At 63.0% G+C, this 20,819-nt stretch carries 20 protein-coding genes; 11 read left to right on the forward strand and 9 right to left on the reverse strand.

Annotated elements, in window-relative coordinates; all coding sequences use genetic code 11:
* Window positions 1-86: 86 nt before the first annotated feature.
* From CDV46_RS25205 to CDV46_RS25220, 4 genes are all read right to left on the reverse strand, one after another.
* Window positions 87-278 carry a DUF1427 family protein gene (locus CDV46_RS25205; protein ID WP_087687569.1) on the reverse strand — a complete coding sequence of 64 codons (192 nt, stop codon included), beginning with the start codon at window positions 276-278 and terminating at the stop codon, window positions 87-89.
* Window positions 279-288: 10 nt separating this feature from the next.
* The gene (locus tag CDV46_RS25210) at window positions 289-528 is read right to left on the reverse strand and encodes a XapX domain-containing protein (RefSeq protein WP_087687568.1); all 240 of its coding nucleotides are present in this window, start codon (window positions 526-528) and stop codon (window positions 289-291) included.
* 12 nt (window positions 529-540) lie between these two features.
* A complete protein-coding gene (locus CDV46_RS25215) occupies window positions 541-1,611 on the reverse strand; it encodes an acetamidase/formamidase family protein (protein ID WP_087687567.1) in 1,071 nt (356 codons plus the stop codon).
* Between the two features lie 145 nt (window positions 1,612-1,756).
* Window positions 1,757-2,455 carry an alpha/beta hydrolase gene (locus CDV46_RS25220; protein WP_087725726.1) on the reverse strand — a complete coding sequence of 233 codons (699 nt, stop codon included), beginning with the start codon at window positions 2,453-2,455 and terminating at the stop codon, window positions 1,757-1,759.
* Between the two features lie 296 nt (window positions 2,456-2,751).
* Here CDV46_RS25220 and CDV46_RS25225 point away from each other — a divergent pair, with 296 nt between their 5' ends.
* The 7 genes from CDV46_RS25225 to CDV46_RS25255 all read left to right on the forward strand — a co-directional run bounded on the left by CDV46_RS25225 (window position 2,752) and on the right by CDV46_RS25255 (window position 11,800).
* Window positions 2,752-3,081 carry a DUF4148 domain-containing protein gene (locus CDV46_RS25225; protein ID WP_176399191.1) on the forward strand — a complete coding sequence of 110 codons (330 nt, stop codon included), beginning with the start codon at window positions 2,752-2,754 and terminating at the stop codon, window positions 3,079-3,081.
* 4 nt (window positions 3,082-3,085) lie between these two features.
* Window positions 3,086-3,619 (forward strand): DUF2846 domain-containing protein, encoded by a 534-nt coding sequence (locus CDV46_RS25230; RefSeq protein ID WP_087687564.1) that lies wholly within the window; start codon window positions 3,086-3,088, stop codon window positions 3,617-3,619.
* A 177-nt stretch (window positions 3,620-3,796) separates the two neighbouring features.
* Entirely contained in the window at window positions 3,797-5,098 is a 1,302-nt protein-coding gene (locus CDV46_RS25235) for a TolC family protein (protein ID WP_176399192.1), read from the forward strand.
* 9 nt (window positions 5,099-5,107) lie between these two features.
* Window positions 5,108-6,379, forward strand: a complete 1,272-nt coding sequence (locus CDV46_RS25240) for an efflux RND transporter periplasmic adaptor subunit (protein ID WP_254916216.1) — start codon at window positions 5,108-5,110, stop codon at window positions 6,377-6,379.
* Window positions 6,380-6,396: 17 nt separating this feature from the next.
* On the forward strand, window positions 6,397-9,621 hold the full coding sequence (locus tag CDV46_RS25245) for an efflux RND transporter permease subunit (protein ID WP_087725731.1): 3,225 nt from the start codon (window positions 6,397-6,399) through the stop codon (window positions 9,619-9,621).
* A 26-nt stretch (window positions 9,622-9,647) separates the two neighbouring features.
* A complete protein-coding gene (locus CDV46_RS25250; RefSeq protein ID WP_087687561.1) occupies window positions 9,648-10,331 on the forward strand; it encodes a heavy metal response regulator transcription factor in 684 nt (227 codons plus the stop codon).
* Window positions 10,328-11,800: a heavy metal sensor histidine kinase gene (locus CDV46_RS25255; protein WP_087725733.1), complete on the forward strand. Its 1,473-nt coding sequence runs from the start codon at window positions 10,328-10,330 to the stop codon at window positions 11,798-11,800. The genes CDV46_RS25250 and CDV46_RS25255 overlap by 4 nt, the downstream gene beginning before the upstream one ends.
* Here the strand turns inward: CDV46_RS25255 and CDV46_RS25260 are convergent.
* From CDV46_RS25260 to CDV46_RS25280, 5 genes are all read right to left on the reverse strand, one after another.
* Window positions 11,772-12,470, reverse strand: a complete 699-nt coding sequence (locus CDV46_RS25260; protein ID WP_087725735.1) for an anti-sigma factor — start codon at window positions 12,468-12,470, stop codon at window positions 11,772-11,774. The two genes, CDV46_RS25255 and CDV46_RS25260, sit on opposite strands and share 29 nt — an antisense overlap.
* Entirely contained in the window at window positions 12,467-13,069 is a 603-nt protein-coding gene (locus tag CDV46_RS25265; protein ID WP_249277454.1) for a sigma-70 family RNA polymerase sigma factor, read from the reverse strand. The genes CDV46_RS25260 and CDV46_RS25265 overlap by 4 nt, the downstream gene beginning before the upstream one ends.
* A gap of 53 nt (window positions 13,070-13,122) precedes the next feature.
* Entirely contained in the window at window positions 13,123-13,668 is a 546-nt protein-coding gene (locus tag CDV46_RS25270) for a DUF3455 domain-containing protein (protein WP_087726092.1), read from the reverse strand.
* A gap of 114 nt (window positions 13,669-13,782) precedes the next feature.
* Window positions 13,783-14,355 carry a chalcone isomerase family protein gene (locus CDV46_RS25275; protein WP_441339363.1) on the reverse strand — a complete coding sequence of 191 codons (573 nt, stop codon included), beginning with the start codon at window positions 14,353-14,355 and terminating at the stop codon, window positions 13,783-13,785.
* Window positions 14,356-14,361: 6 nt separating this feature from the next.
* Entirely contained in the window at window positions 14,362-14,958 is a 597-nt protein-coding gene (locus CDV46_RS25280; protein WP_087725737.1) for a lipocalin family protein, read from the reverse strand.
* A gap of 244 nt (window positions 14,959-15,202) precedes the next feature.
* Between CDV46_RS25280 and CDV46_RS25285 the strand changes: the two genes are divergently transcribed.
* From CDV46_RS25285 to CDV46_RS25300, 4 genes are all read left to right on the forward strand, one after another.
* Complete coding sequence (locus tag CDV46_RS25285) at window positions 15,203-16,075, forward strand: alpha/beta hydrolase (RefSeq protein WP_087687555.1); 873 nt, start codon at window positions 15,203-15,205, stop codon at window positions 16,073-16,075.
* A 164-nt stretch (window positions 16,076-16,239) separates the two neighbouring features.
* Window positions 16,240-17,364, forward strand: a complete 1,125-nt coding sequence (locus tag CDV46_RS25290) for a haloacid dehalogenase-like hydrolase (RefSeq protein WP_087687554.1) — start codon at window positions 16,240-16,242, stop codon at window positions 17,362-17,364.
* Window positions 17,365-17,653: 289 nt separating this feature from the next.
* On the forward strand, window positions 17,654-18,763 hold the full coding sequence (locus CDV46_RS25295; RefSeq protein ID WP_087725739.1) for a formylglycine-generating enzyme family protein: 1,110 nt from the start codon (window positions 17,654-17,656) through the stop codon (window positions 18,761-18,763).
* A 117-nt stretch (window positions 18,764-18,880) separates the two neighbouring features.
* Window positions 18,881-20,662, forward strand: coding sequence for an arylsulfatase (locus tag CDV46_RS25300; RefSeq protein WP_254916217.1), 1,782 nt, complete (start codon window positions 18,881-18,883; stop codon window positions 20,660-20,662).
* Window positions 20,663-20,819: the final 157 nt, after the last annotated feature.

A 20,819-nucleotide genomic window follows, 5' to 3' on the forward strand; every position in this document is an offset into this window, starting at 1 on the left:
ATCTCCTGCATGGGTGACATGGACGCCGGGCCGGGGCAACCTGCGATGCCACCGGCCCGGGAATTGCCGTCAATGATGCAATCCCGCTAGCCGAAGTGCAATTGGCCTCGCATCGCGGCGACGAGCACAAAGCCGACAAACGTACCGAAGATGGCGAAAATACCGCCGAGCACATTTGGCGCGGGAATCGGTGCCCGCACGCTTGTGTAGACGATGCCGGTGACCAGACCGACGGCGGCCGCCTGAAGCTCGGTGGCGCCCAGCGTGAGCTCTACCATGATGTTTTCCTCAGGATGACCGGACCGGTCGCGTGTGCGGCACGTCCTCGGCGGGCGGGCGGCCGAACGTTACCGAGCGTCGCCAAGCCTGAACAATGAGATAGCCAAGGTAGGTGAAAACGATGGCGAAAATACCCCCGGCGACGTTCGGCGCCGGAATCGGCAGGTTGAGCCACGAGTACAGCGTGCCCGTGACCAGCCCGACGAGCAGGGCGACGATTTCATTGCGCCCGATGTAGACGTATTGCATGGCGTGGGTTCCTTACGGTTTCGTCGATGACTTTGTCGATTGCCGGGCCGCCGCCATCGCGTCCGTTTCTTCGGGCGGGAAGATGCTGCGCGGCATCGTGCAATGGATACCCTGTGTGCCGTCGACCACCTGCGTGACGCCGAAGTCGGCGGCAACGCTCATCAGCGAGTAGGCGTCGTCGCGCGAGAGGCCCTGCTGCTCCGTCAGCAACTGGACCATATCGCGGCCAGCGTTCTTGCCTGCCTCGTCAAGGTCGGGATGGAAGCCGTGGACGATCCAGCAGTCCGGCGTCTCGAGCAGGGGCGACGGGAAGTGGAAGTCCTTGCGCAGCACGATCTGGAACAGCACATTGAGCGAGGCCTCAATGGCAGTGCCGCTGATCTCGCCGTCGCCTTGTGAAATATGCGGGTCACCGATCGAGAAGAGTGCGCCGTCGACCTGCACCGGGTAGTACATCGTGGCACCGGCACCGATGCGCCAGTTATCGATGTTGCCGCCATGCAGTCCGGGCTCGACCGTGGTCACGCGCCCCTTGGCATCCGGTGCAACCCCGGCAGTGCCCAAGTGCGGGCGCACAGGGACGCGTACCCCTGCCAGTGCGGGTTGTTTGCAGCACTCCCGGTGATCGACGATCTTGCCCGGCGTGGTGAGCTTGCCCGGGTAGTCGAAGGCGAAGAGGGCGTGGGCGGTGTTCGAGCGATTGTCGAGCTCGTAGATGGTGACGCGCTCTTTCTTGAAATCGTCGTACAGCTGCCCCCAATGGGCGGCCACGTTGGCGCCGTATCGGAAGCGGGGAATCATCTGAAGGTAGCGAACTTCGAGCATATCGCCCGGTTTCGCGTCTTCGACAAAGATCGGGCCGGTCATGATGTGCACGCCGGGGTTGCGATCTTCGTGGGGAATCGTGTCGTAGATGGCACGCACGGCGGCGTCCATCATCAGATCGGGGGCGTCGCCCGCGTGATGCGTGACGGCTTCGGCGCGAATCAGATCACCGCTTTTCACCGTCAGTGCGGGTCGCTGGGTCGCGTCGAAGTAGCCCCAGTGCACGGTCTCGGGCCGGGCGGGAAGGTCGTGAAGCATGCCATGTCTCCTGATTTTCGTTTTAGGGTGAAGTCATGGTAGTGCCCGACAAAACCCGACGATTAGGAGCGTTTGACACGTTCTCTGTTGCTAGGTGGAACTAACGTTAACCCCCGTTATCCGGGGGTGCCCGTCATTGGAAGCCTCAGGCGTCGGCAAGCGTTGATGCCGCCTCGTCGATGAGCGCGGCGACGTCGACCGGCTTCGACGCCAGCGATGCGTGACTTGCTGCCAGGGTGATCACCTTCCTCGCGTTGAGCCGCGCCGACATCATCGCCTCGTTCTCCGGTGCGATCATCCGGTCGTCGCTGGAGATCTGATACCACGACGGTTTTTTCTTCCACGCCGGTGCGGTAATGGTGTCGCCGAATGTCGACGCGAGGGGGGCCTTCTGGGTGACAGCCATCACGAGGCCTTCTTCCGGCGTCAGATCCTGACAGAAGCTCTCGTGAAACTTATCGGCCTTGATCCACAGATAGCCATCGCTGTCCGGCGCGAGATTCGGCACGGCGACGGGGGGATGCTGCTCGGTAATGCCGCCGGGGCTCTCCCCCGCGTCGGGTGCGAACGCGGCAATGTAGACCAGCCCGATCACGTTCGGCTGATCACCGGCCTCGGTGATCACGGCGCCTCCATAGGAATGGCCGACGAGCAAGACCGGACCTTTCTGCTGCGCGATCATTTTGCGCGTACGCTCCGCATCGTCGGCAAGCGAAGTGAGTGGCATTTCAACCGCGTGAATCGACGTGTAGCCCTTGCGCGTCAATTCGACAATGACTTTCGCCCAATGGGCCGCACCTCCCCAGAAACCGTGAACCAGAATGACTGTCGGTTTATCGCTCATGCTCTGCTCCTAGTCGATACTGCCCGCCAGCGAGTTTTCGAGGCATAGCCTGCCGGCGGAGGGGGGCTATCCGGCGCTACTGGAGTAACGACTATAGGTCATGATTTCGCTCGGTGTGAGCATCGATTGACGCGTCATGCGATGGTCATCTTTGGCTTGTCGCTCCTTGTCATCTTCATGACAAATAAGTAATCCCCGGTTCATCTTGCTGTTTGCCGCCGCTGCTTACGATGGTACCCAACAGTTCCACAGGGACTGACGTCTTCCCGAGTCATCTCAACCCAAGGGGTATCACCATGATCAAACGCATCCTCATCATCTCCACCCTCAGTGCCAGCGCGTTGCTGTCGATGTCCGTACAGGCCACTGCCCGCTATGACAACAGTGTGCCGCCGTTCGCCGCCGACACGGGGCCGGCCGTCGCGCGTGACGATGTGGCGAAGCAACTGAAGGACGTGCATGCCAACGGCGTGCCGGTGCCGTCGAACCTCAAGGCACTGCAAGGCACGCAGTCGCCGTCGAAGATGACCCGCGAGCAAGTGCAAAAGGAGCTGGAAGCCGCGGCAGAACAAGGCCTGCTGAACCAGCCCGATTCGGTGTATCCGAAACTGCCTCTGGTCGAGTGACGTCATGCGTCGGCGTCTTCTCTCATTCGCGCCCGCCGCGACGCTCGTGGCTGTCGCGCTGGCAGCAACGGCACAAAGCGCGCAGGCCGAAGCCTTCGTCCCATGTCGCTGGTTGGGCAAGCCATCGCAATGTGTCTCGGTGCCGATGGAGAGCCGCGACGCCGATGGGCAAGCCAAGGCATTCGTGGCGCCGCCGGCCGACATCGCGCGCGTTTATCTCGTGCGCTCCCGTACCACGGACCCCCGGCGCACCACGCCGGTGGACGTGGGCAGCACTCACGCCGGTGATCTCGCGCCCATGACCTATCTCGTGCTCGACCTTCCACCGGGCGAGCACGAGTTCACAGGGCGGGCAGACGGTACGTTCGGCCGCAGTCTGCACTTAGAAGGCGGTCAGGTGTATTTCGCCGAACTGCGTCTGACGCAGTGGCTGAACACCATGTACGGCGCCATCGACCCGATGCCAACTGAGGCCGGTCAGCGCGCCGTTGCCGGGGCGCGTCTCGCCCGGGCGTCGGACGGCAGCGGCCATCCCTGACGGCCGTCGTCTGAAGATGACAAAAATGTAATCCCCGTTTCATGTTGGTGATCGCCGCGGGTGCTTAGGATGCCCGCTGTCCGGTCCCTCTCGTCCGGGCTCCCCTTTCCCTGTCCGACCGCGCTCGCCGATCCGCCACGATCGATTCCCGCCTGCGCGCCGGCTCTCTCTGCGCCCATGAAGACCACCCTCTACGCAACGTGTGTTGCCGTGCTGTTGCTCGGCATCGCCCCGGCAAATGCACAGCCCGCCGTCAGCGCACCCGGCTCCGTCACATCGCTCACGCTGGCGCAAGCCATGCAGAGCGCGCTCGAGAACAACATCGGACTGAAAGTCGCACGCCGCGAAATCGATGCGCAGTCGAGCGCGCTCATGCAAGCTGGCGCGCGGCCGAATCCCTCGCTGTCGGTCCTTCAGGAAGACTTTCGCAGCACCGCGCGCACGACGACGACACAACTCACGCAGCCGATCGAACTCGGTGGACAGCGCCAATGGCGTGTCGAGGCCGGATCAGCGGCGCAGCGAGCGGCCGAGCTGGACGCACAAGCGAGCGAAGCCTCGGTACGCAGCGAGGTCGTCGTGCGCTATTTCGAGACGCTGGCGAGCACCGAACTGGTCGAGCTGGCCACGCAGACGGCCAGCATCGCGCAGGAAACTTTCGTGGCGGTGCAGCGGCGAGTCAAAGCCGGGAAGGTCTCGCCCGTCGACGAAGGGCGCGCACAAATCGCCGCGAACAATGCACAGATCGAACTGGCCAGCGCGAATGCCGCCCGGGACCGTGCTCGCGCACGGCTCGCGCAGGTACTGAGCGTGGCCGAGGGACAGTTGCCCGGCACGCTGTCCGGCAGTCTGGAGTCGCTGCCGATGCTGCCGGAGTGGTCGCGCCTCGCGGCGGCGCTCGACACCACGCCAGCGGTGCGATCGGCGAGTGAGGAAATCCAGCGTCGTGACGCGCTCGCAAAACTTGAGCGCGCGCAACGCATTCCCGACCTGAGCGTCACCCTCGGTCTGAAGCGCGTGACCGACGGGGCACGCACAGACAATCAGGCGGTCGTCGGGCTCTCGATTCCCTTGCCGATTTTCGACACCCGGCGCGGTGCCACGCTGGAGGCAGCACAACGCGCTGACATCGCACGTGACGCCTACCTCGGGGTTCGCCAGCAACAGCAGCAGACGCTCACGAGCGCCTATGCGGAGTTCACGGCGGCGCGCGAAGCCGCCCGCAGGCTCCGGGAAGACATCCTGCCTCAAGCCCAGAGCGCCTATGACGCCACGCGGCGCGGCTTCCTGCTCGGGAAATTCGGTTTCCTCGACGTGCTGGACGCGCAACGCACGCTCGCGATGGCTCGCTCTCAGTACATCACTTCTGTCGCTGGCGCGTACAGCGCCTACGCCACCGTCGGTCTTGCCGTGGGTGGCAGCGTCGACGGCGTTTCGCTCCTGTCGGCCGATCGCCTGACCCAACCGCAATATCAGTGAGGAATCCTCGTGCAACGAGCAAAGAAGTGGATCGTTTTTGGCGGCATCGCCGCACTGTGTGTGGGTATCGGTGTCAGCGTCATGCGTGCCGACGGGCGTCAAACGCCGTCGACGCCCGACCCGAAGGTCGCCAACGCGGCGAAGCAGGACGGGCATGCCGGTCACGGCGACGCGAAGGCGTCGGGCGCCGCCCACGGTGAGGGCGACGACGATCATGACGACCATGCCGACGAGGCCAACGCCGGTGGCGAGGAACGTGTGACGCTGACCGACGCGCAGCAGGCGGCTGCGGGCATCGAGATCAAGACAGCGGGGGCGGCTCAGATATCCGAGCAAATGGAATTGCCCGGCGAAGTTCGCTTCAACGAGGACCGGACGGCGCACGTGGTGCCGCGCGTGCCGGGCGTTGTCGAGCGGGTCAACGTGAGTCTCGGGCAGCAGGTCAAACGGGGTGACGTGCTCGCGGTGCTGTCCAGCACACAAGTGTCGGAACAGCGCGCGGAACTGCTCACCGCGCAGGAACGCAGAGCCGGTGCGCTCAAGACATACGAGCGTGAAAAGATGTTGTGGGAAGAAAAGATCTCGGCGGAGCAGGACTTCATCGCGGCACAACAGGTCTTGCGGGAAGCGGACATTGCGGTGCGCAATGCCCGGCAGAAGTTGAGTGCCGTGGGCGCGAGCGCTGCATCCGGTGACGGGTTGAACCGGATTGAACTGCGTGCGCCGTTCGACGGCACCGTCGTGGAGAAGCACGCTGCGCTGGGCGAAGCCGTCACGGAGACAGCCAACCTGTTCACGCTGTCCGACATGGGCACGGTGTGGGCAGAGATCGCCGTGCCGTCGCAATCGCTCGGTGCGGTGCGCGTGGGTACCCCCGTGACCGTGCGCTCGTCCGCTTTCGACTCGCAGGCGAAGGGTACGGTGGCCTACGTCGGCTCGCTGCTGGGCGAACAGACTCGCACCGCCAAGGCGCGGGTATCGCTTGAGAATCCGGACCGCATGTGGCGTCCCGGCGTGTTCGTGAACGTCTTCATCGGTACGAGTCAGGTCAATGTGCCGGTGGCGGTTGCCGAGGCGGCGATTCAGACCGTCGAGGGCCGCACGGTCGTCTTCGTCAAGACCGCACAGGGGTTTGTCGCCACGCCCGTGAAAACCGGGCGCCGCGACGACACGCACGTCGAAATCGTCAGCGGGCTGGCACCCGACACTCCCTACGTGGCCGCCAACAGCTTTGTACTCAAGGCCGAACTCGGCAAGAGCACGGCTGAGCACAGCCACTGAACCCCGGAGCCAGACGCATGTTCGAACGCATTATTCAGTTCTCGATTGCGCACCGCTGGCTGGTGTTAATCGTCACGCTCGCCGTCGCCATTGCCGGTGTCTTTGCCTATCAGCGGCTGCCCATCGACGCGGTGCCTGACATCACCAACGTGCAGGTGCAGATCAACACCAATGTGCCGGGATACTCGCCGCTCGAAGCGGAGCAACGTGTCACCTATCCGATCGAGACCGCGATGTCGGGTCTGCCGGGGCTTGAGCAAACGCGCTCGATGTCGCGCTACGGCCTGTCGCAGGTCACGGTCATCTTCAAGGACGGCACCGACATCTATTTCGCCCGTCAACTCGTGGGCGAGCGCATCGCACAGGCCCGCGAGAAATTGCCTGCCGGCATCAACCCGGAGATGGGGCCGATCTCCACCGGGCTCGGGGAAATCTACCTCTGGACAGTTGAAGCTGCGCCCGACGCGCGCAAGCCCGACAACACCCCCTACACGTCGACCGACCTGCGCGAAGTGCAGGACTGGATCATCAAACCGCAACTGCGCAGCGTGCCCGGCGTCACCGAGATCAATACGATCGGCGGCTTCGCCAAGGAATATCAGATTGCCCCGGACCCGGCGCGGCTGATCGCTTACGGGCTGACGTTTACCGACGTCGTGCGCGCATTGGAGCGCAATAACGCCAACGTCGGGGCGGGCTACATCGAGCGTCGCGGCGAACAGTATCTGGTTCGCGTGCCTGCGCAAGTGGAAAACGCGGAAGACATCGGCAACGTCGTCCTCAACAACGTCAACGGTGTTCCGGTACGGGTGAAGGACGTTGCAGAGGTTTCCCTCGGGCGTGAGCTACGCACCGGCGCGGCCACGGAGAACGGCCGCGAAGTCGTGCTCGGCACGGTGTTCATGCTGATCGGCGAGAACAGCCGCACCGTGTCGCGCGCGGTGTCGGAAAAGATGATCTCCATCAACAAGAGCCTGCCGCCCGGCGTCTCAGCCATCCCGGTGTACGACCGCACCGTGCTGGTAGAAAAGGCGATTGCGACCGTCAAGAAGAACCTGCTCGAAGGCGCGGCGCTGGTGATCGCGATTCTCTTCCTGTTCCTTGGCAATCTGCGCGCCGCACTGATCACCGCGCTCGTGATCCCGTTGTCCATGCTGATGACCTTTACCGGCATGGCGGCCGGCCGGGTCAGCGCCAATCTGATGAGCCTTGGCGCACTCGACTTCGGCATCATCGTCGACGGCGCGGTGGTGATCGTGGAGAACTGCGTGTTACGGCTCGCGCATGCCCAGCGGGCACATGGCCGGCCGCTCACCATGCAGGAGCGTTTGCATGAGGTCTACGGCGCAGCGCGTGAAGCCAGACGCCCGTTGCTGTTCGGACAGGCCATCATCATGGTGGTCTATCTGCCGATCTTTGCGCTCACGGGTGTCGAAGGGAAGATGTTCCACCCGATGGCGATCACCGTGGTCATGGCGTTGGGCGCGGCTATGGTGCTGTCGGTGACATTCATTCCTGCGGCGGTGGCGGCCTTTATCGGCAGTCGGGTTGAAGAGAAAGAGAACCGTGTCATGGGCGCGGCGCGGCGCCTGTACGAGCCCGCGCTTGACTGGGCTTTCGGGAACGCTCGCATCGTGCTGGCGGGTGCCGTCGTTGCGGTGCTCATGACGTTCAGTCTGGCATCTCGCCTGGGCAGCGAATTCATGCCGAATCTCAATGAAGGCGATCTCTCGATTCAGGCATTACGCATTCCGGGCACCAGTCTCACGCAGTCGGTGCAGATGCAGCAGCAGTTGGAGAAGGCGTTGATTGCGCAGTTGCCGGAAGTCGAGCGCGTGTTTGCGCGAACCGGCACCGCAGAAGTCGCCTCGGACCCGATGCCGCCGAACATCTCCGATGGCTACATCATGCTCAAGCCGAAGAACGCATGGCCGGATCCGAGCAAGACGCGCGAGCAACTGATTGAAGAGGTTACCCGCGTCGCGCAATCGATCCCGGGCAGCAACTACGAGTTCTCGCAACCGATCCAGCTTCGCTTCAACGAGTTGATTTCCGGTGTGCGCAGCGATGTGGGCGTGAAGATATTCGGCGACGACATGAACGTGCTGAACGAAGTGGCCGGGCGCATGAGCACGCGTTTGCAGGCGATTCCGGGCGCGACGGAAGTCAAGGTCGAACAGACGTCGGGGCTGCCGATGCTGACGATCAACATCGACCGGGCAAAGATCGCGCGTTACGGCATCAACGTCGCAGATGTGCAGGACACGGTTGCCGCCGCGCTTGGCGGGCAGACCGCAGGTACGCTGTTTCAGGGTGACCGTCGGTTCAGCATCGTCGTGCGCCTGTCGGACAACGTGCGCGAGAACCTCGATGCAATTCGGCGCTTGCCGATCTCGCTTCCCGCAGCAACGACGGCAACGCCACGCGGTGACGGTGTCGTGGGCGACCCGGCAATGCAACGTGCCGCGTTCATTCCGCTGTCCGAAGTCGCCACGCTGGATCTGAGCCCGGGCCCGAACCAGATCAGCCGCGAGAACGGCAAACGCCGAATTGTGGTGAGTGCCAATGTGCGCGGGCGCGATCTGGGGTCGTTTGTGGAAGACGCGCGCGTCGAGATCGAGAAGGTGGCGCTGCCTGCCGGGTACTGGACGGCCTGGGGCGGCCAGTTCGAGCAGTTGCAGTCGGCGTCCGACCGGCTGAAGATCGTCGTGCCGGTAGCGTTGTTGCTGGTGTTTGCGCTGCTGTTTGCCATGTTCAATAACGTGCGTGACGGCCTGATCGTGTTCACGGGCATCCCGTTTGCCCTGAGCGGCGGGTTGGTCGCGCTGTGGTTGCGCGGCATTCCGCTCTCCATCACGGCGGCGGTAGGGTTTATCGCGCTTTCCGGTGTGGCGGTGCTCAACGGTCTGGTGCTGATATCCTTCATCCGGAATCTGCGCGACGGTGGAAGTCCGCTGGACGTGGCGGTTCGGGAAGGTGCGCTGACGCGTCTGCGCCCGGTGCTGATGACGGCGCTGGTCGCGTCGCTCGGTTTCGTGCCGATGGCGATTGCCACCGGGACCGGTGCCGAGGTACAGCGCCCGCTGGCGACCGTCGTCATTGGTGGCATTCTGTCGTCCACCATGCTGACCTTGCTGGTGCTGCCCGTGCTCTATCGCGCCGTCTGCCGGCGCGAGCCGCAGGGCGGTATGGCCAATCGGTGGGTTGCCCGGATGGGACGAAAATTCCGTCGGCCGAGTTAGTAGTTCAACGTCACCTTAGGAACGAAATGCGCATTCTTGTCGTCGAGGACGAGCACAAGACGGGGCAGTACCTGAAGAAGGGGCTGACGGAGGCCGGCTATGTCGTCGACCTCGCCGTCGACGGCATTGACGGTCTTCACATGGCCACGACGCTCGCGTACGACCTCGTGGTCCTCGACGTCATGCTGCCGGGCAAGGACGGCTGGCAGGTACTGGCTGAACTCCGGGCGCGCCGCCACACGCCGGTGCTGTTTCTGACCGCGCGTGACGACCTCGACGAGCGCATCAAGGGGCTCGATCTGGGCGCCGACGACTATATGACGAAGCCGTTCGCGTTTGCCGAGTTGCTGGCGCGCGTGCGGACCATTTTGCGACGCGGGCGCACACGCGAGCCCGACGTCTTGCAGATCGGCGATCTCGAATTGAATCTGCTCGGTCACAAGGCGGTGCGTCAAGGCACGAGCATTACGCTGACGGCCAAGGAGTTCCTGCTGCTGGCGTTGTTGATGCGGCGCCACGGCGAGATTCTGCCGAGAAGCTTGATTGCGTCGCAGGTGTGGGACGTCAACTTCGACAGCGATACCAATATCGTCGACGTGACGATGCGACGCCTTCGCGCCAAGATCGATGATCCGTTTGCCACGAAGATGATTCATACCGTCAGAGGCATGGGCTACGTGCTGGAACTTCGCGAGCCTCGCGAATCATGACGAACGCTGCCGAACCGCTGCGACATGCCCGGTCGATGCGCGCCAGACTCACGCTGTTTATCGCTGGCTGCATGTTCACGGTGCTGGCGCTCATGGGCCTGTATCTCTACTTCGCATTGGCGGAACAGCTGCGCGCACGCGCGCATCAGGATCTTCTCGGCACGGTCAGTTCGTTGCGCTCTGAGCTAAGGGGGATCACGGACAAGTCGGAGATCGGTGCCAATCCGCGCCGATGGTACGACGCGACGCACGGGCATCAGAACCTCGATTTTGCTGTGCTCGATGCCAGCGGGAAGACGTTGATCGCGAGTCGTGGCTATCGCCCCCCGGCGACGGCGCTGACGTACGTCGACAGCCACAACATTCCGCACGAGCGCCATGTGCAGAAGATCGCCAACGCCGAACTGGGCGTCCGGCTGCGTTACGTGGCGGCTGACGACGTCATCGGACAAGGCGGCGAGCACGTCATGATCGTCGTGCAGCTCGACCCGAGAGAGCAGGTCAACGTGCTGGCCAGCTTCGCGCTCACGGCGGTGGTCGCACTGATCGTGGGTACGTTGCTGGTGGCGGCCATGGCGTATTGGCTGGTGACCCTCGGGTTGAAACCCTTGCGCACACTCACGCAGGCCGCCGAGCAGGTGTCGAGCGAACGCCTTGGCCAGCCGCTGGCGGATGACGACACCCCAGCAGAACTGCGCGACCTGTCGCACGCGTTCAATCGCATGCTCGCCCGGCTGAACGATTCGTTCACGCGGCTTTCGCAGTTCTCGTCCGATCTGGCGCATGACCTGCGCACACCGCTATCGAACCTGATGGGCGAGTCTCAGGTGGCCCTCTCACGGGAACGCACGCCTGCGGAATACAAAGCGATTCTCGCGTCGAACATCGAAGAGTGCGAGCGCTTGTCGCACATGATCACGTCGATGCTGTTTCTGGCGCGTGCCGATGCCGCCCACGCGAAATTGCAACGGGAACCCACGGCACTGCATGACCTTGCGGCGTCGATTGCCGAAGACTTCGCGCCGATGGCCGAGGAGGGTGGTCTGACGATGCAAGTCAGCGGCGATGCCGTCTGCGTCGTCGATCACGGGTTGGTGCGCCGCGCGCTCGCCAACTTGCTGACCAATGCGATTCGCCATTCGCGCCCCGGCAGCACGATATCGATACGGTGCTCGGCGTCCCCCGAAGGCGCTGAAATTGCTGTCCACAATCAGGGCGACGTGATCCCCGAAATACACTTGCCGAGAATCTTCGACCGCCTGTACCGCGTGGACCCGTCACGCCATAACGACGGCAGCACGCGAACCACAGGCACCGGCTTGGGACTCGCCATCGTCAAGTCGATCATGGAGCTGCATGCCGGCTCGGTGTCTGCGACAAGCGACGCCACTGCTGGCACGGCATTTCGCCTCAGATTCCCCGCCAAGCCGCTCGATGGCCTCACGTCGTCGGTACCGCGCGCCCTATAGACAGGATGGGCCCTGTCGGACGCCCGATCAGCGACCCGTTGGGCGGCTCGAGCGTGATCTCGAACAATTGATTGGGCTGCATCGGCGGCAAGCGGTCGAGTGAGATTTCCAGCGATTCGCCCGCTTGCACCAGCCCCAACGACATCGGCGCAGACCAGCCATCGGCCTTGGTCCAGAACTGCAACGCCTTGGCGGGTTGCACTTCCTGCGACTTCAGCGGTATCAGCCGCAATTTTCGATTGGCGCCGACTTGCACCAGCCATGCCGGTGTCTTGTCCTGCGGCGACATGAGCACAACGACAAACTGCGGCACCGGTGCCGGCGTGCGCAGCTGGACACCGAGAACCACCGCAAGCACCAGCGTTGCGAACGACACGGCAAGAGCGCTGGTCCGCCAGAAACGCACGTCGTTCCACCAGCGACGCCATCCTTCGGCGCCTATGGTCGACGTGCTTCTGCGGATTCTCGGCCAAAGCTGTTTTGAAGGTGCCAAGGGCGCCACGGTGTCGGCCAGTGGCTGGAGTCGCGCTTCCCACTCGGCGACTTTGGCAGCCAACACGGGTTCGTGGCGCAGCCGCGCTTGCACCGCTTGCCGTTGCGCCCATGGCAAGGTGCCGACGACGTATTCGCCAGCCAGATCGTCGAGCGCGTTAAGTTCTTCTGGCGTCATCCCATGCACTCACGTAGCGATTGCAGACCGCGCCGTACCCACGCTTTGACACTGCCGAGGGGTGAACGAAGCCGCTCGGCGATTTCGCTGTGGGTATAGCCGTCGAGATAGGCGTGAAGAATGCTGGCACGTGGCGACGCGTCGAGCCGTTCCAGACATTCACCGAGGCGGCCCAGCATCAGAGGATCGACTGAAAATGAATTCGAAGCTTCCGCATGCATGGCGTCGGCACTCACATGGGCATCGAGGGTCTCGTCGTCCACGTCGACCTCACGCTCTCGGCCCCGAATGGCATTCAGCGCCTGATGACGCACGATGCTGAAAATCCAGCCCCGCCCCGAGCCACGGGCGGCGTCGAAGCTGGCCGCGTTGGTCCAGAGGCTGACAAAGGCATCGTGCAGGACATCTTCGGCCAACTGCCGGTCGCGCACGATGCGCTGGGCCACGCCGAGAAGGTAGGCGCCATCGCGCTCATAAAGCCGCTGGAGCGCCTTACGATCCTTGCCGCCACACGCGGCAATCAATGATTCGTAGTCAAAATCATCCTTCTCGTCGTGCACGGGCACCTCTCGGAAACCATCGGCGATATGTCGAAGCACGCGAATACAGATCGACTACGTCTTCCGCAAAATGCCCGTCGCTCAGAGATGTGTCAAGCGGCTTTCCAGAAAATGTAGTCGGCCTGGTACTTCACCTTCTCCTTGGCGCCCTTCGTTGCCGTGGCGCAAGCGGACGTCGGCGCGACCCCGCCTTGCGTGGCAAGCCGCTGGATGTACGTGACCCCCTGCATGGCACCGGGGCCGGAGGCCGGGTTTGCCTTGACCAATTGCAATGGGATGCTGCCGGCACCCGCGGGCGATATAGCTACCTGTGTGGCCGTCACTTTGGAGCCGTCATTGGATTCCCACGTTGCGGGCGGGCCATAGTATTTGCCGACGGCGTTGCCGCTCCGGTCCGTCAACACCGCATCCGGGCCGATGAATGTCCATTCCCACTGGCCTGCGGCGTCTTTCTTTTCCCGGCATTCGTAAAGAATTTCGCCTTTGCCGACGGTTTGCAGCGCAATCGTGTGGCCGTCGGGGACTTTGACGGCTGCTGCCACCGGGGCGGCCGTACCTGAGGTGCCGGCCATCGGCATGTTCTGGGCGCAAGCGGCGAGCAGGGTGGAGGCGGCGAGGCTGACTGAGACTATGCGCATCATGGCAAAACTCCTGTGTCGGATCGAGTCGTTTGGCGCCCTGAATATCGGGTCGCTACCTTCTCTACACACGAGATGTCGATTCGGATGCAGCCGAATGCAAATTTTCCGAAATCAGTTGCTGCCGAGCAATTGCTTGCGAAGCGACGGCGCGCGGGTGCGTGGGTCGAGCCAGATGCCGAAGAACGCCTGCGCGAAGGCGGGATCGTCAATTTCCGCCGAAACGTTCCCGTTGAGATAGAACCGCGCCCCACGCCCGGGCAGATAGACGCCACACAGTTCGTCCCCGCGAGACACATCACCGAACGCCCGTCGCATCGCGTCACGCCAAGCCGAGAGCGTCGCGTCAGCGATCGGCTGTGTCGCCAGTCGCTGAATCTCGTCGATGCCCGTCGAGACGATGCGCGCACCGCTAAGGCTACGTTCGTAGGTCAGCGAGAGCGCAAACGGGATGTCGAATGACAACGGTGCAAGGGGTGCCACGGGCGCCTTGGGGGCCCAAAGCTCAGCCCGGTAAAGGCAGAAGCCCAGCACGCAGAATTCTCCCGCACCGATGTGGCGAGCCCCGGCGATGTCGTCGCGGCACCCGGCCCGCGCATTGGAAACCGAGCAGGCAGCGATCAGCGAGGCCGCGCACACCCACGAGATGGCGAGGCGGCGGGTGGTCAACAAAGGGGAGGTCAGGATCACCTGTCAGTCCTTTTCGCCGGGCGAAGCGAAGCCCGGCTGCCCAAGTTGCTCGCTCACCTGCGGCACACGTCGAAAACGGGACGTGTCGTAACCCATCGCCTCAAAGCGCGCCAGCAGCCCGTGATAGGTGGCGTCATCCATCATGGGTTCGCGCGAGAAGACCCAGCCAAGCGACTTGTCGGGGTAACCGAGCAACGTGTAGCGATAGTCCGGGTCGACATACAAGGTGAGTTGCGAGACGTAAATCGGCCAGAAGAGTCGAACGCTCCAGCGCCCGCCGCCGCTGCCCGGCACCACACTGTCGAGGAATTGATAGTGGCGTTCCGGTTGGTCGAAGCCGTCTTTGCGTCCATAAAAGTGATCGTCGATCCGGCCGTCTTCGCGCAGATACCACTCGGCGCGGCTGCCCACGAAATCTCGTTCGGCAAAGTACGGGATATTGGCTATCACGTACCAGCGTCCCATATAGCGGGGCAAATCGACGGGCACCACCTGTAGCGGGGTATTCGCAAGGGGATTCGGGTTGGCGGGCGCGCCCGAGCAGGCGCTCAGCAGCAGGCCGGCGATCGCACTGAATACCAGCAAAGCGTTTCGCAGCATAGGGTCTCCTGCATCGGACAGGGGCGATGGGGGCAATGTGTGTGTATACGAGTGGCGCAGCCCGGCGGATGCAGATGTCGTCAAGAAAATGGACATTTTTTTGTTCATCCTGCATCCGGAACCCAATCTGGCACGTATTCGAACCTGTGCGCCCGGTGCCGTGGCTATTGGCCTGCCGATGAAGGCGGGCGCGCGTGCGTCATCGTCCAGTTCGTAAGTCAACAACCCAAGTCACGGAGCCAAAATGTCAGGCACCTTGCTCAGCAAGCTGCTGTTGGTCGCCTCAGCCGGTGCGGCCCTTACCGCGTGTAGTCCCGCCTATCTGGTGAATGCACTGACGCCACGATCCACCTATGAGGCGTCGACCGATCTCGCCTACGGGCAGTCAGATCGTCAACGGCTCGACGTTTATGTGCCAACGCAGCGCGCAACCTCACCGGCAGGCACGCCGGTCGTGGTGTTCTTCTATGGGGGAAGCTGGCAGAACGGGGAGCGCGCGGACTATCGGTTTGTGGGCGAGGCGCTGGCGTCGCGGGGATTTCTGGTGATCGTGCCGGACTACCGGACGTATCCGGAGGTGATATTCCCGGGGTTCATGGAAGACGCGGCGTTGGCGGTCCGTTGGGCGAGGGATCATGCGCGTGCGTACGGCGGTGATACCGGACGGCTTATTTTGATGGGCCATTCGGCAGGGGCGCAGATTGTTGCGCTATTGGCGACCGATCCGCGCTACTTAAGCGCACAAGGGATGGCACGGAACGAGATTGCGGGCGTAGTCGGTCTTGCTGGCCCCTACGACTTTCTGCCGCTGGAAAGCGACGTGCTGCGCAAGATATTCCCCGAACCAGTCCGCGCGGCAAGCCAGCCGATCCACTTCGTGTCGGGGCACGAGCCGCCGATGTGGCTAGGGGTTGGGGACAGCGATAGCGTCGTCGATCCGGGCAACACCGAGCGCTTCGCGCAACGGCTGCGGGCCGCAGGCGACGACGTGGAAGTTCGCCACTACAAGTTGGGACACGTCCTGCTGGTGGGAGCGCTCGGCATACCGGTCAGGCAGTTCTCGCCGGTACTGGACGATATCGCGACGTATGTGAATTCGGTTCGACCTGCTAATTGACGCCAACTACCGTCGTTCGGCGGTTTCGCTAGAAATTTCCCCCGTATTCTCGAATACCCTCCGGCAAAAATCATTATCGCTTTTGCCCGAAACCCCTATGTCGTTGGCAGCGTCAATCGCCGAGAATCATTTGCGCGGTTCTTTTCTCTCGGCGGAGATAGCCAATGACGAGCATTTCCCGAAACCGATCTATCCTGGGCCGAACGCTCTCACTGATATTTGCGGCTGCGTGCAGTGTCACGGTCGTTGGCGGGTGCGCAACTTCGCCTGACGCCGCCGCAGCGCCCGAGGCGTCGGTTACCGCGCAACCGGCCGTGCATTCGGTCGCACCGCTCACCCCGGTCGATCCGGTCGCGGCATCGTTGCCGTCGTGGCGCGACGGTCCATCGCGCGACACCATTCTCAAGTTCGTAAGCGATGTCACCCGCGTGGGTGCACCGACGTTTCTCCCGGTCGAATCGCGCATTGCCGTGTTCGATAACGACGGCACGCTATGGAGCGAGCAGCCCATACCGTTTCAGTTGATCTTCATGATCGATCAGGTAAAGGCGGCAGCGCCGGCCCATCCCGAATGGAAGAAGCGCCCGGCGTTCAAGGCGTTGATGAGCAATGACGTTGCTGCACTCGCCGCCAACAAGAAAGATGCCTTCGCGTTGATCGCGGAAGCCAACAGCGGCATGTCGACCGACGTGTACGACGCGGCCATCCGCGATTGGCTGGCAAGCGCGCGTCACCCCCGGTTCGGACGCGCCTATACGGATCTGATCTACCAGCCGCAACGCGAACTGTTGGCGTTGCTGCGCGCCAACGGCTTCCAGATATGGATCGTCTCGGGTGGCACCGCCGAATTCATGCGCGTATGGGCGAGTGATGCCTACGGTATCCCGTCCGAGCGAATCGTCGGCAGTCAGGAGAAGCTTCAATATCAATCGCGCGACGGCAAACCTGTTCTCGTGCGCAAGCCCGGTTTCGACGTATTCAACGACGGTCCCGTCAAACCGGTCAGCATCTTCCGGGCGATCGGACGGCGGCCTGTGCTCGCAGTCGGCAATTCGGACGGCGACCGGGAAATGATCGAGTACACCACCGCCGGCAACGGCCCCTCGCTGGGCGTGTTGATCCACCACGACGACGGCGTGCGCGAGTTCGCCTACGACCGTTCATCGAGCACCGCGAAGCTCGACAAAGCCTGGGATCAGGCCAAGCGGGCAGGGTGGGTCGTCGTCAGCATGCAGAACGACTGGACGACGATCTTCCGCTTCGAAACGGCCCCAGCGGCCAACAAATAGAACCGCAATACGGTGTCGGGGACGGCCATTGCCCGAAGGGGCAATCCGGTTGCCCCCAACACGGATTGCGTCTGTCTCGTGATGAAAAGATGATGCCCTCACCGGGCTGAAGATTTTGTCCGCCTTTCCTATGAGGTGTTGAATGAAGCCCTGCCTCGACGCCAATCGCACTCGATCGACCGCTAGCGCCAAGCCATCGCAATCCGCCAAAAAAAGTGGCACTGCGAACGGAACGGCCACGCGGTGGACGCCCCCACACGGCAAGCTCATCGTCCTGGCGGCCGTCGTCATGGCAGTGGCTGCCGGAACCGTCTGGAAAATCCGGACGGCCGCACCCTCCGTGCCGACCGTCGTAAGCGGTGACGGCATACGCGGCCCGAGCGGCATGGTCCATATCCCGGGCGGTCCGTTCCAGATGGGGAGCGACAGCCGTCTGGCGCAGGCCAACGAGCGTCCGGCGCATCAGGTACGCGTGCATGGTTTCTGGATGGACACGCATCACGTCACGAACGCCGAGTTCCGCAAGTTCGTCGAGGCGACTGGCTATGTCACCACGGCGGAACGCAAACCGGAATGGGAGACGTTGCGTGTGCAACTCCCGCCTGGCACCCCGCGCCCGCCTGACAGCGCGATGGTGGCCGGCGGGATGGTTTTCGTGGGGACGTCGGCACCGGTGCCGTTGCAGGATTACTCGCGCTGGTGGCGGTATATGCCCGGCGCGGATTGGCAACATCCGGGCGGCCCACGCACATCGATTGCAGGCAAGGACAATCACCCCGTCGTGCAGGTCTCGTACGAGGACGCACAGGCTTACGCCAAATGGGTCGGCAAGCGATTGCCGACCGAAGCGGAGTGGGAGTTCGCAGCGCGCGGCGGACTTGAACAAGCCACCTACGCGTGGGGCGACCAGTTCACCCCCGACGGCAAGCAGATGGCCAACGTCTGGCAGGGACAGCAAAACCGGCCGTTCCCGGTCGTCAGCCCGAAAGCCGGAGGCGCAGTGGACACGAGTCCCGTCGGCACGTTCCCGCCCAACGGCTACGGGTTGTCCGATATGACTGGCAATGCGTGGCAGTGGGTCGCCGACTGGTATCGCGCCGACCAATTTCGGCGTGAGGCAGGACAGAAGCAGGCCATCGTCGATCCTGCGGGTCCGGTCGCATCGTGGGACCCCAGCGAACCGGGCGTGCCCGTTGACGCCCCGAAGCGCGTGACACGCGGTGGCTCCTTCCTCTGCAATGTCGACTACTGCCTGAGCTACCGGCCCAGCGCCCGGCGCGGCACCGACCCCTACAACAGCATGTCGCATCTGGGATTCCGCCTCGTCATGGACGACGCGCAATGGGCTGCCGTGCGCCGTGGCACCGCTGTCGCCAGCAGCAGCGGGTCTGCCAACTAAGCGCAGACACCGCGCGAAGGGCGGACAAACACGGGCAAACACGGACAGACGAAGGCAAGCGGGCAAGTCAGCACGTTCCGGCGGCCGGTGGCCGTCACAATTCCTGTGGAGGCGGTAATGATTCCAATGCGAAGCTTCAGTGGGCGCGCACGTATCCCACGTGGCGCTCTGGCCATACTGGCGCTGGCGGTCGCAGTGCTGGCCGGGTGCGGAAAGTCGGACGAACAGAAGACCCAAGCCCCCCAATCGTCGGCAGCGCCGGCGCCAGCTGCGGCACCCGACACCACGGCGAACGCCAATGCGACACCTGCACAACCGCCAGCCGAATCGAATCTGCCCGCCGCAGCAGGGCAGACGTCCGGCGCTGCGGCACCGGCCACAACGGCAAGCAACAACGGTGCGAAGCCGAACATTCTCGTGATTTTCGGCGACGACATCGGCCAGACGAACATCAGCGCGTACAGCATGGGTGTGGTGGGCTATCGCACGCCGAACATCGATCGGATCGCCCGTGAGGGCATGATGTTTACCGACTACTACGCAGAGAACAGTTGTACTGCGGGCCGGTCGTCGTTCATCACCGGCCAGTCGCCGCTGCGCACCGGTTTGTCGAAAGTCGGCGTGCCGGGTGCGAGCGTCGGTTTGCAAGATCGTGACGTCACCATGGCTCAAGTGCTCAAATCCATGGGCTATGCCACCGGGCAGTTCGGTAAGAACCACCTTGGCGACCGCGACGAATACCTGCCGACCAAACACGGCTTCGACGAGTTCTTCGGCAACCTTTACCACCTGAACGCCGAAGAGGAGCCTCAACGTCCGTATTGGCCGAAAGACAAGAACGACCCGATGGTCAAGGCCATGACCCCTCGGGGCGTGCTGCACAGCACCGCCGACGGGAAGATCGAAGATACCGGACCGCTCACGACCAAGCGCATGGAGACCATCGACGACGAGACGACGGCCGCCGCGCAGAACTTCATCACCAAGCAGGTACAGGCGAACAAGCCGTTCTTCGTCTGGATGAACACCACGCGCATGCACATGTACACGCACGTGCGTGATTCGATGAAGGGTCAAAGCGGTATGGAGGGCAACGAGTACGCCGACGGCATGCTCGAGCACGACGGCGACGTCGGCAAGCTGCTCAAGACGCTCGATGACCTGAAGATTGCGGATAACACCATCGTCGTGTACACGACCGATAACGGTCCGAATCAGTTCTCCTGGCCTGATGCGGCGACGACACCGTTCCGCAGCGAGAAAGATTCGAACTGGGAAGGGGCGTTCCGTGTACCTGCCATCGTGCGTTGGCCGGGCAAGATCAAGCCGGGTACGGTCAGCAACGAAATGTTCTCCGGCATGGACTGGTTCCCGACGCTGGTGGCCGCCGCGGGCGACAACGGCATCAAGGACAAATTGCTCAAAGGGGCATCGGTGGGCAGCACGACGTTCAAGGTCCATCTCGACGGCTACAACCAGTTGCCGTATCTCACCGGCCAGACCAACAAAGGTGCGCGTGACGAGTTCTATTACTTCAACGACGACGGTGTCCTCGTGGCGACACGCTTCGGCAACTGGAAGCTTGTCTACTGCGAGATGAAGTACCCCGGTGGGTTCGCCGTATGGCAACAGCCGTTCACTTGCCTGCGCGTGCCGAAAATCTTCAACTTGCGCATGGACCCGTACGAACGGGCGGACATTGTCTCTAATCAGTACGACGATTGGCTCGTGAAGAACGACTATCTGGCCTTCCTCGGTACCGCCAAGGCCAGCGCGTTCCTCCAGACGTTTGTCGACTATCCGCCGAGCCAGCGTCCGGCCAGCTTCAGCATCGATCAGGTGCGCGAGCAGGTCGACAAGCAAATCGCGGCAGCAATGAGCAAGAAGGCATCGAAGTAGTGCGCTAGAAGTCAGGCAACGCATCACTTCGTAGTTCCCGGGCGGACGGCCGATTACCTCGGTCGTCCGCCGCTCTACCAAGGCAGACCTATGCGAAGCACCCCGGCAAGCCCTTCGTTGACTCGCGCCTCTAAAGCATCGAAAGCCGTGACGAAGG

It is taken from the genome of Pandoraea sp. PE-S2T-3 (assembly GCF_002179965.1).
GTDB lineage: Bacteria > Pseudomonadota > Gammaproteobacteria > Burkholderiales > Burkholderiaceae > Pandoraea.

What these genes read in the sequence shown, in the direction of transcription:
- CDV46_RS25280 (WP_087725737.1), bottom strand. Translation starts at nt 14,958, where the DNA reads ATGCTGCGAAACGCTTTGCTGGTATTCAGTGCGATCGCCGGCCTGCTG.
- CDV46_RS25260 (WP_087725735.1), bottom strand. Translation starts at nt 12,470, where the DNA reads ATGACGCCAGAAGAACTTAACGCGCTCGACGATCTGGCTGGCGAATAC.
- CDV46_RS25210 (WP_087687568.1), bottom strand. Translation starts at nt 528, where the DNA reads ATGCAATACGTCTACATCGGGCGCAATGAAATCGTCGCCCTGCTCGTC.
- CDV46_RS25295 (WP_087725739.1), top strand. Translation starts at nt 17,654, where the DNA reads ATGGCAGTGGCTGCCGGAACCGTCTGGAAAATCCGGACGGCCGCACCC.
- CDV46_RS25270 (WP_087726092.1), bottom strand. Translation starts at nt 13,668, where the DNA reads ATGCGCATAGTCTCAGTCAGCCTCGCCGCCTCCACCCTGCTCGCCGCT.
- CDV46_RS25220 (WP_087725726.1), bottom strand. Translation starts at nt 2,455, where the DNA reads ATGAGCGATAAACCGACAGTCATTCTGGTTCACGGTTTCTGGGGAGGT.
- CDV46_RS25205 (WP_087687569.1), bottom strand. Translation starts at nt 278, where the DNA reads ATGGTAGAGCTCACGCTGGGCGCCACCGAGCTTCAGGCGGCCGCCGTC.
- CDV46_RS25255 (WP_087725733.1), top strand. Translation starts at nt 10,328, where the DNA reads ATGACGAACGCTGCCGAACCGCTGCGACATGCCCGGTCGATGCGCGCC.
- CDV46_RS25245 (WP_087725731.1), top strand. Translation starts at nt 6,397, where the DNA reads ATGTTCGAACGCATTATTCAGTTCTCGATTGCGCACCGCTGGCTGGTG.
- CDV46_RS25250 (WP_087687561.1), top strand. Translation starts at nt 9,648, where the DNA reads ATGCGCATTCTTGTCGTCGAGGACGAGCACAAGACGGGGCAGTACCTG.
- CDV46_RS25235 (WP_176399192.1), top strand. Translation starts at nt 3,797, where the DNA reads ATGAAGACCACCCTCTACGCAACGTGTGTTGCCGTGCTGTTGCTCGGC.
- CDV46_RS25300 (WP_254916217.1), top strand. Translation starts at nt 18,881, where the DNA reads ATGATTCCAATGCGAAGCTTCAGTGGGCGCGCACGTATCCCACGTGGC.
- CDV46_RS25225 (WP_176399191.1), top strand. Translation starts at nt 2,752, where the DNA reads ATGATCAAACGCATCCTCATCATCTCCACCCTCAGTGCCAGCGCGTTG.
- CDV46_RS25215 (WP_087687567.1), bottom strand. Translation starts at nt 1,611, where the DNA reads ATGCTTCACGACCTTCCCGCCCGGCCCGAGACCGTGCACTGGGGCTAC.
- CDV46_RS25230 (WP_087687564.1), top strand. Translation starts at nt 3,086, where the DNA reads ATGCGTCGGCGTCTTCTCTCATTCGCGCCCGCCGCGACGCTCGTGGCT.
- CDV46_RS25285 (WP_087687555.1), top strand. Translation starts at nt 15,203, where the DNA reads ATGTCAGGCACCTTGCTCAGCAAGCTGCTGTTGGTCGCCTCAGCCGGT.
- CDV46_RS25290 (WP_087687554.1), top strand. Translation starts at nt 16,240, where the DNA reads ATGACGAGCATTTCCCGAAACCGATCTATCCTGGGCCGAACGCTCTCA.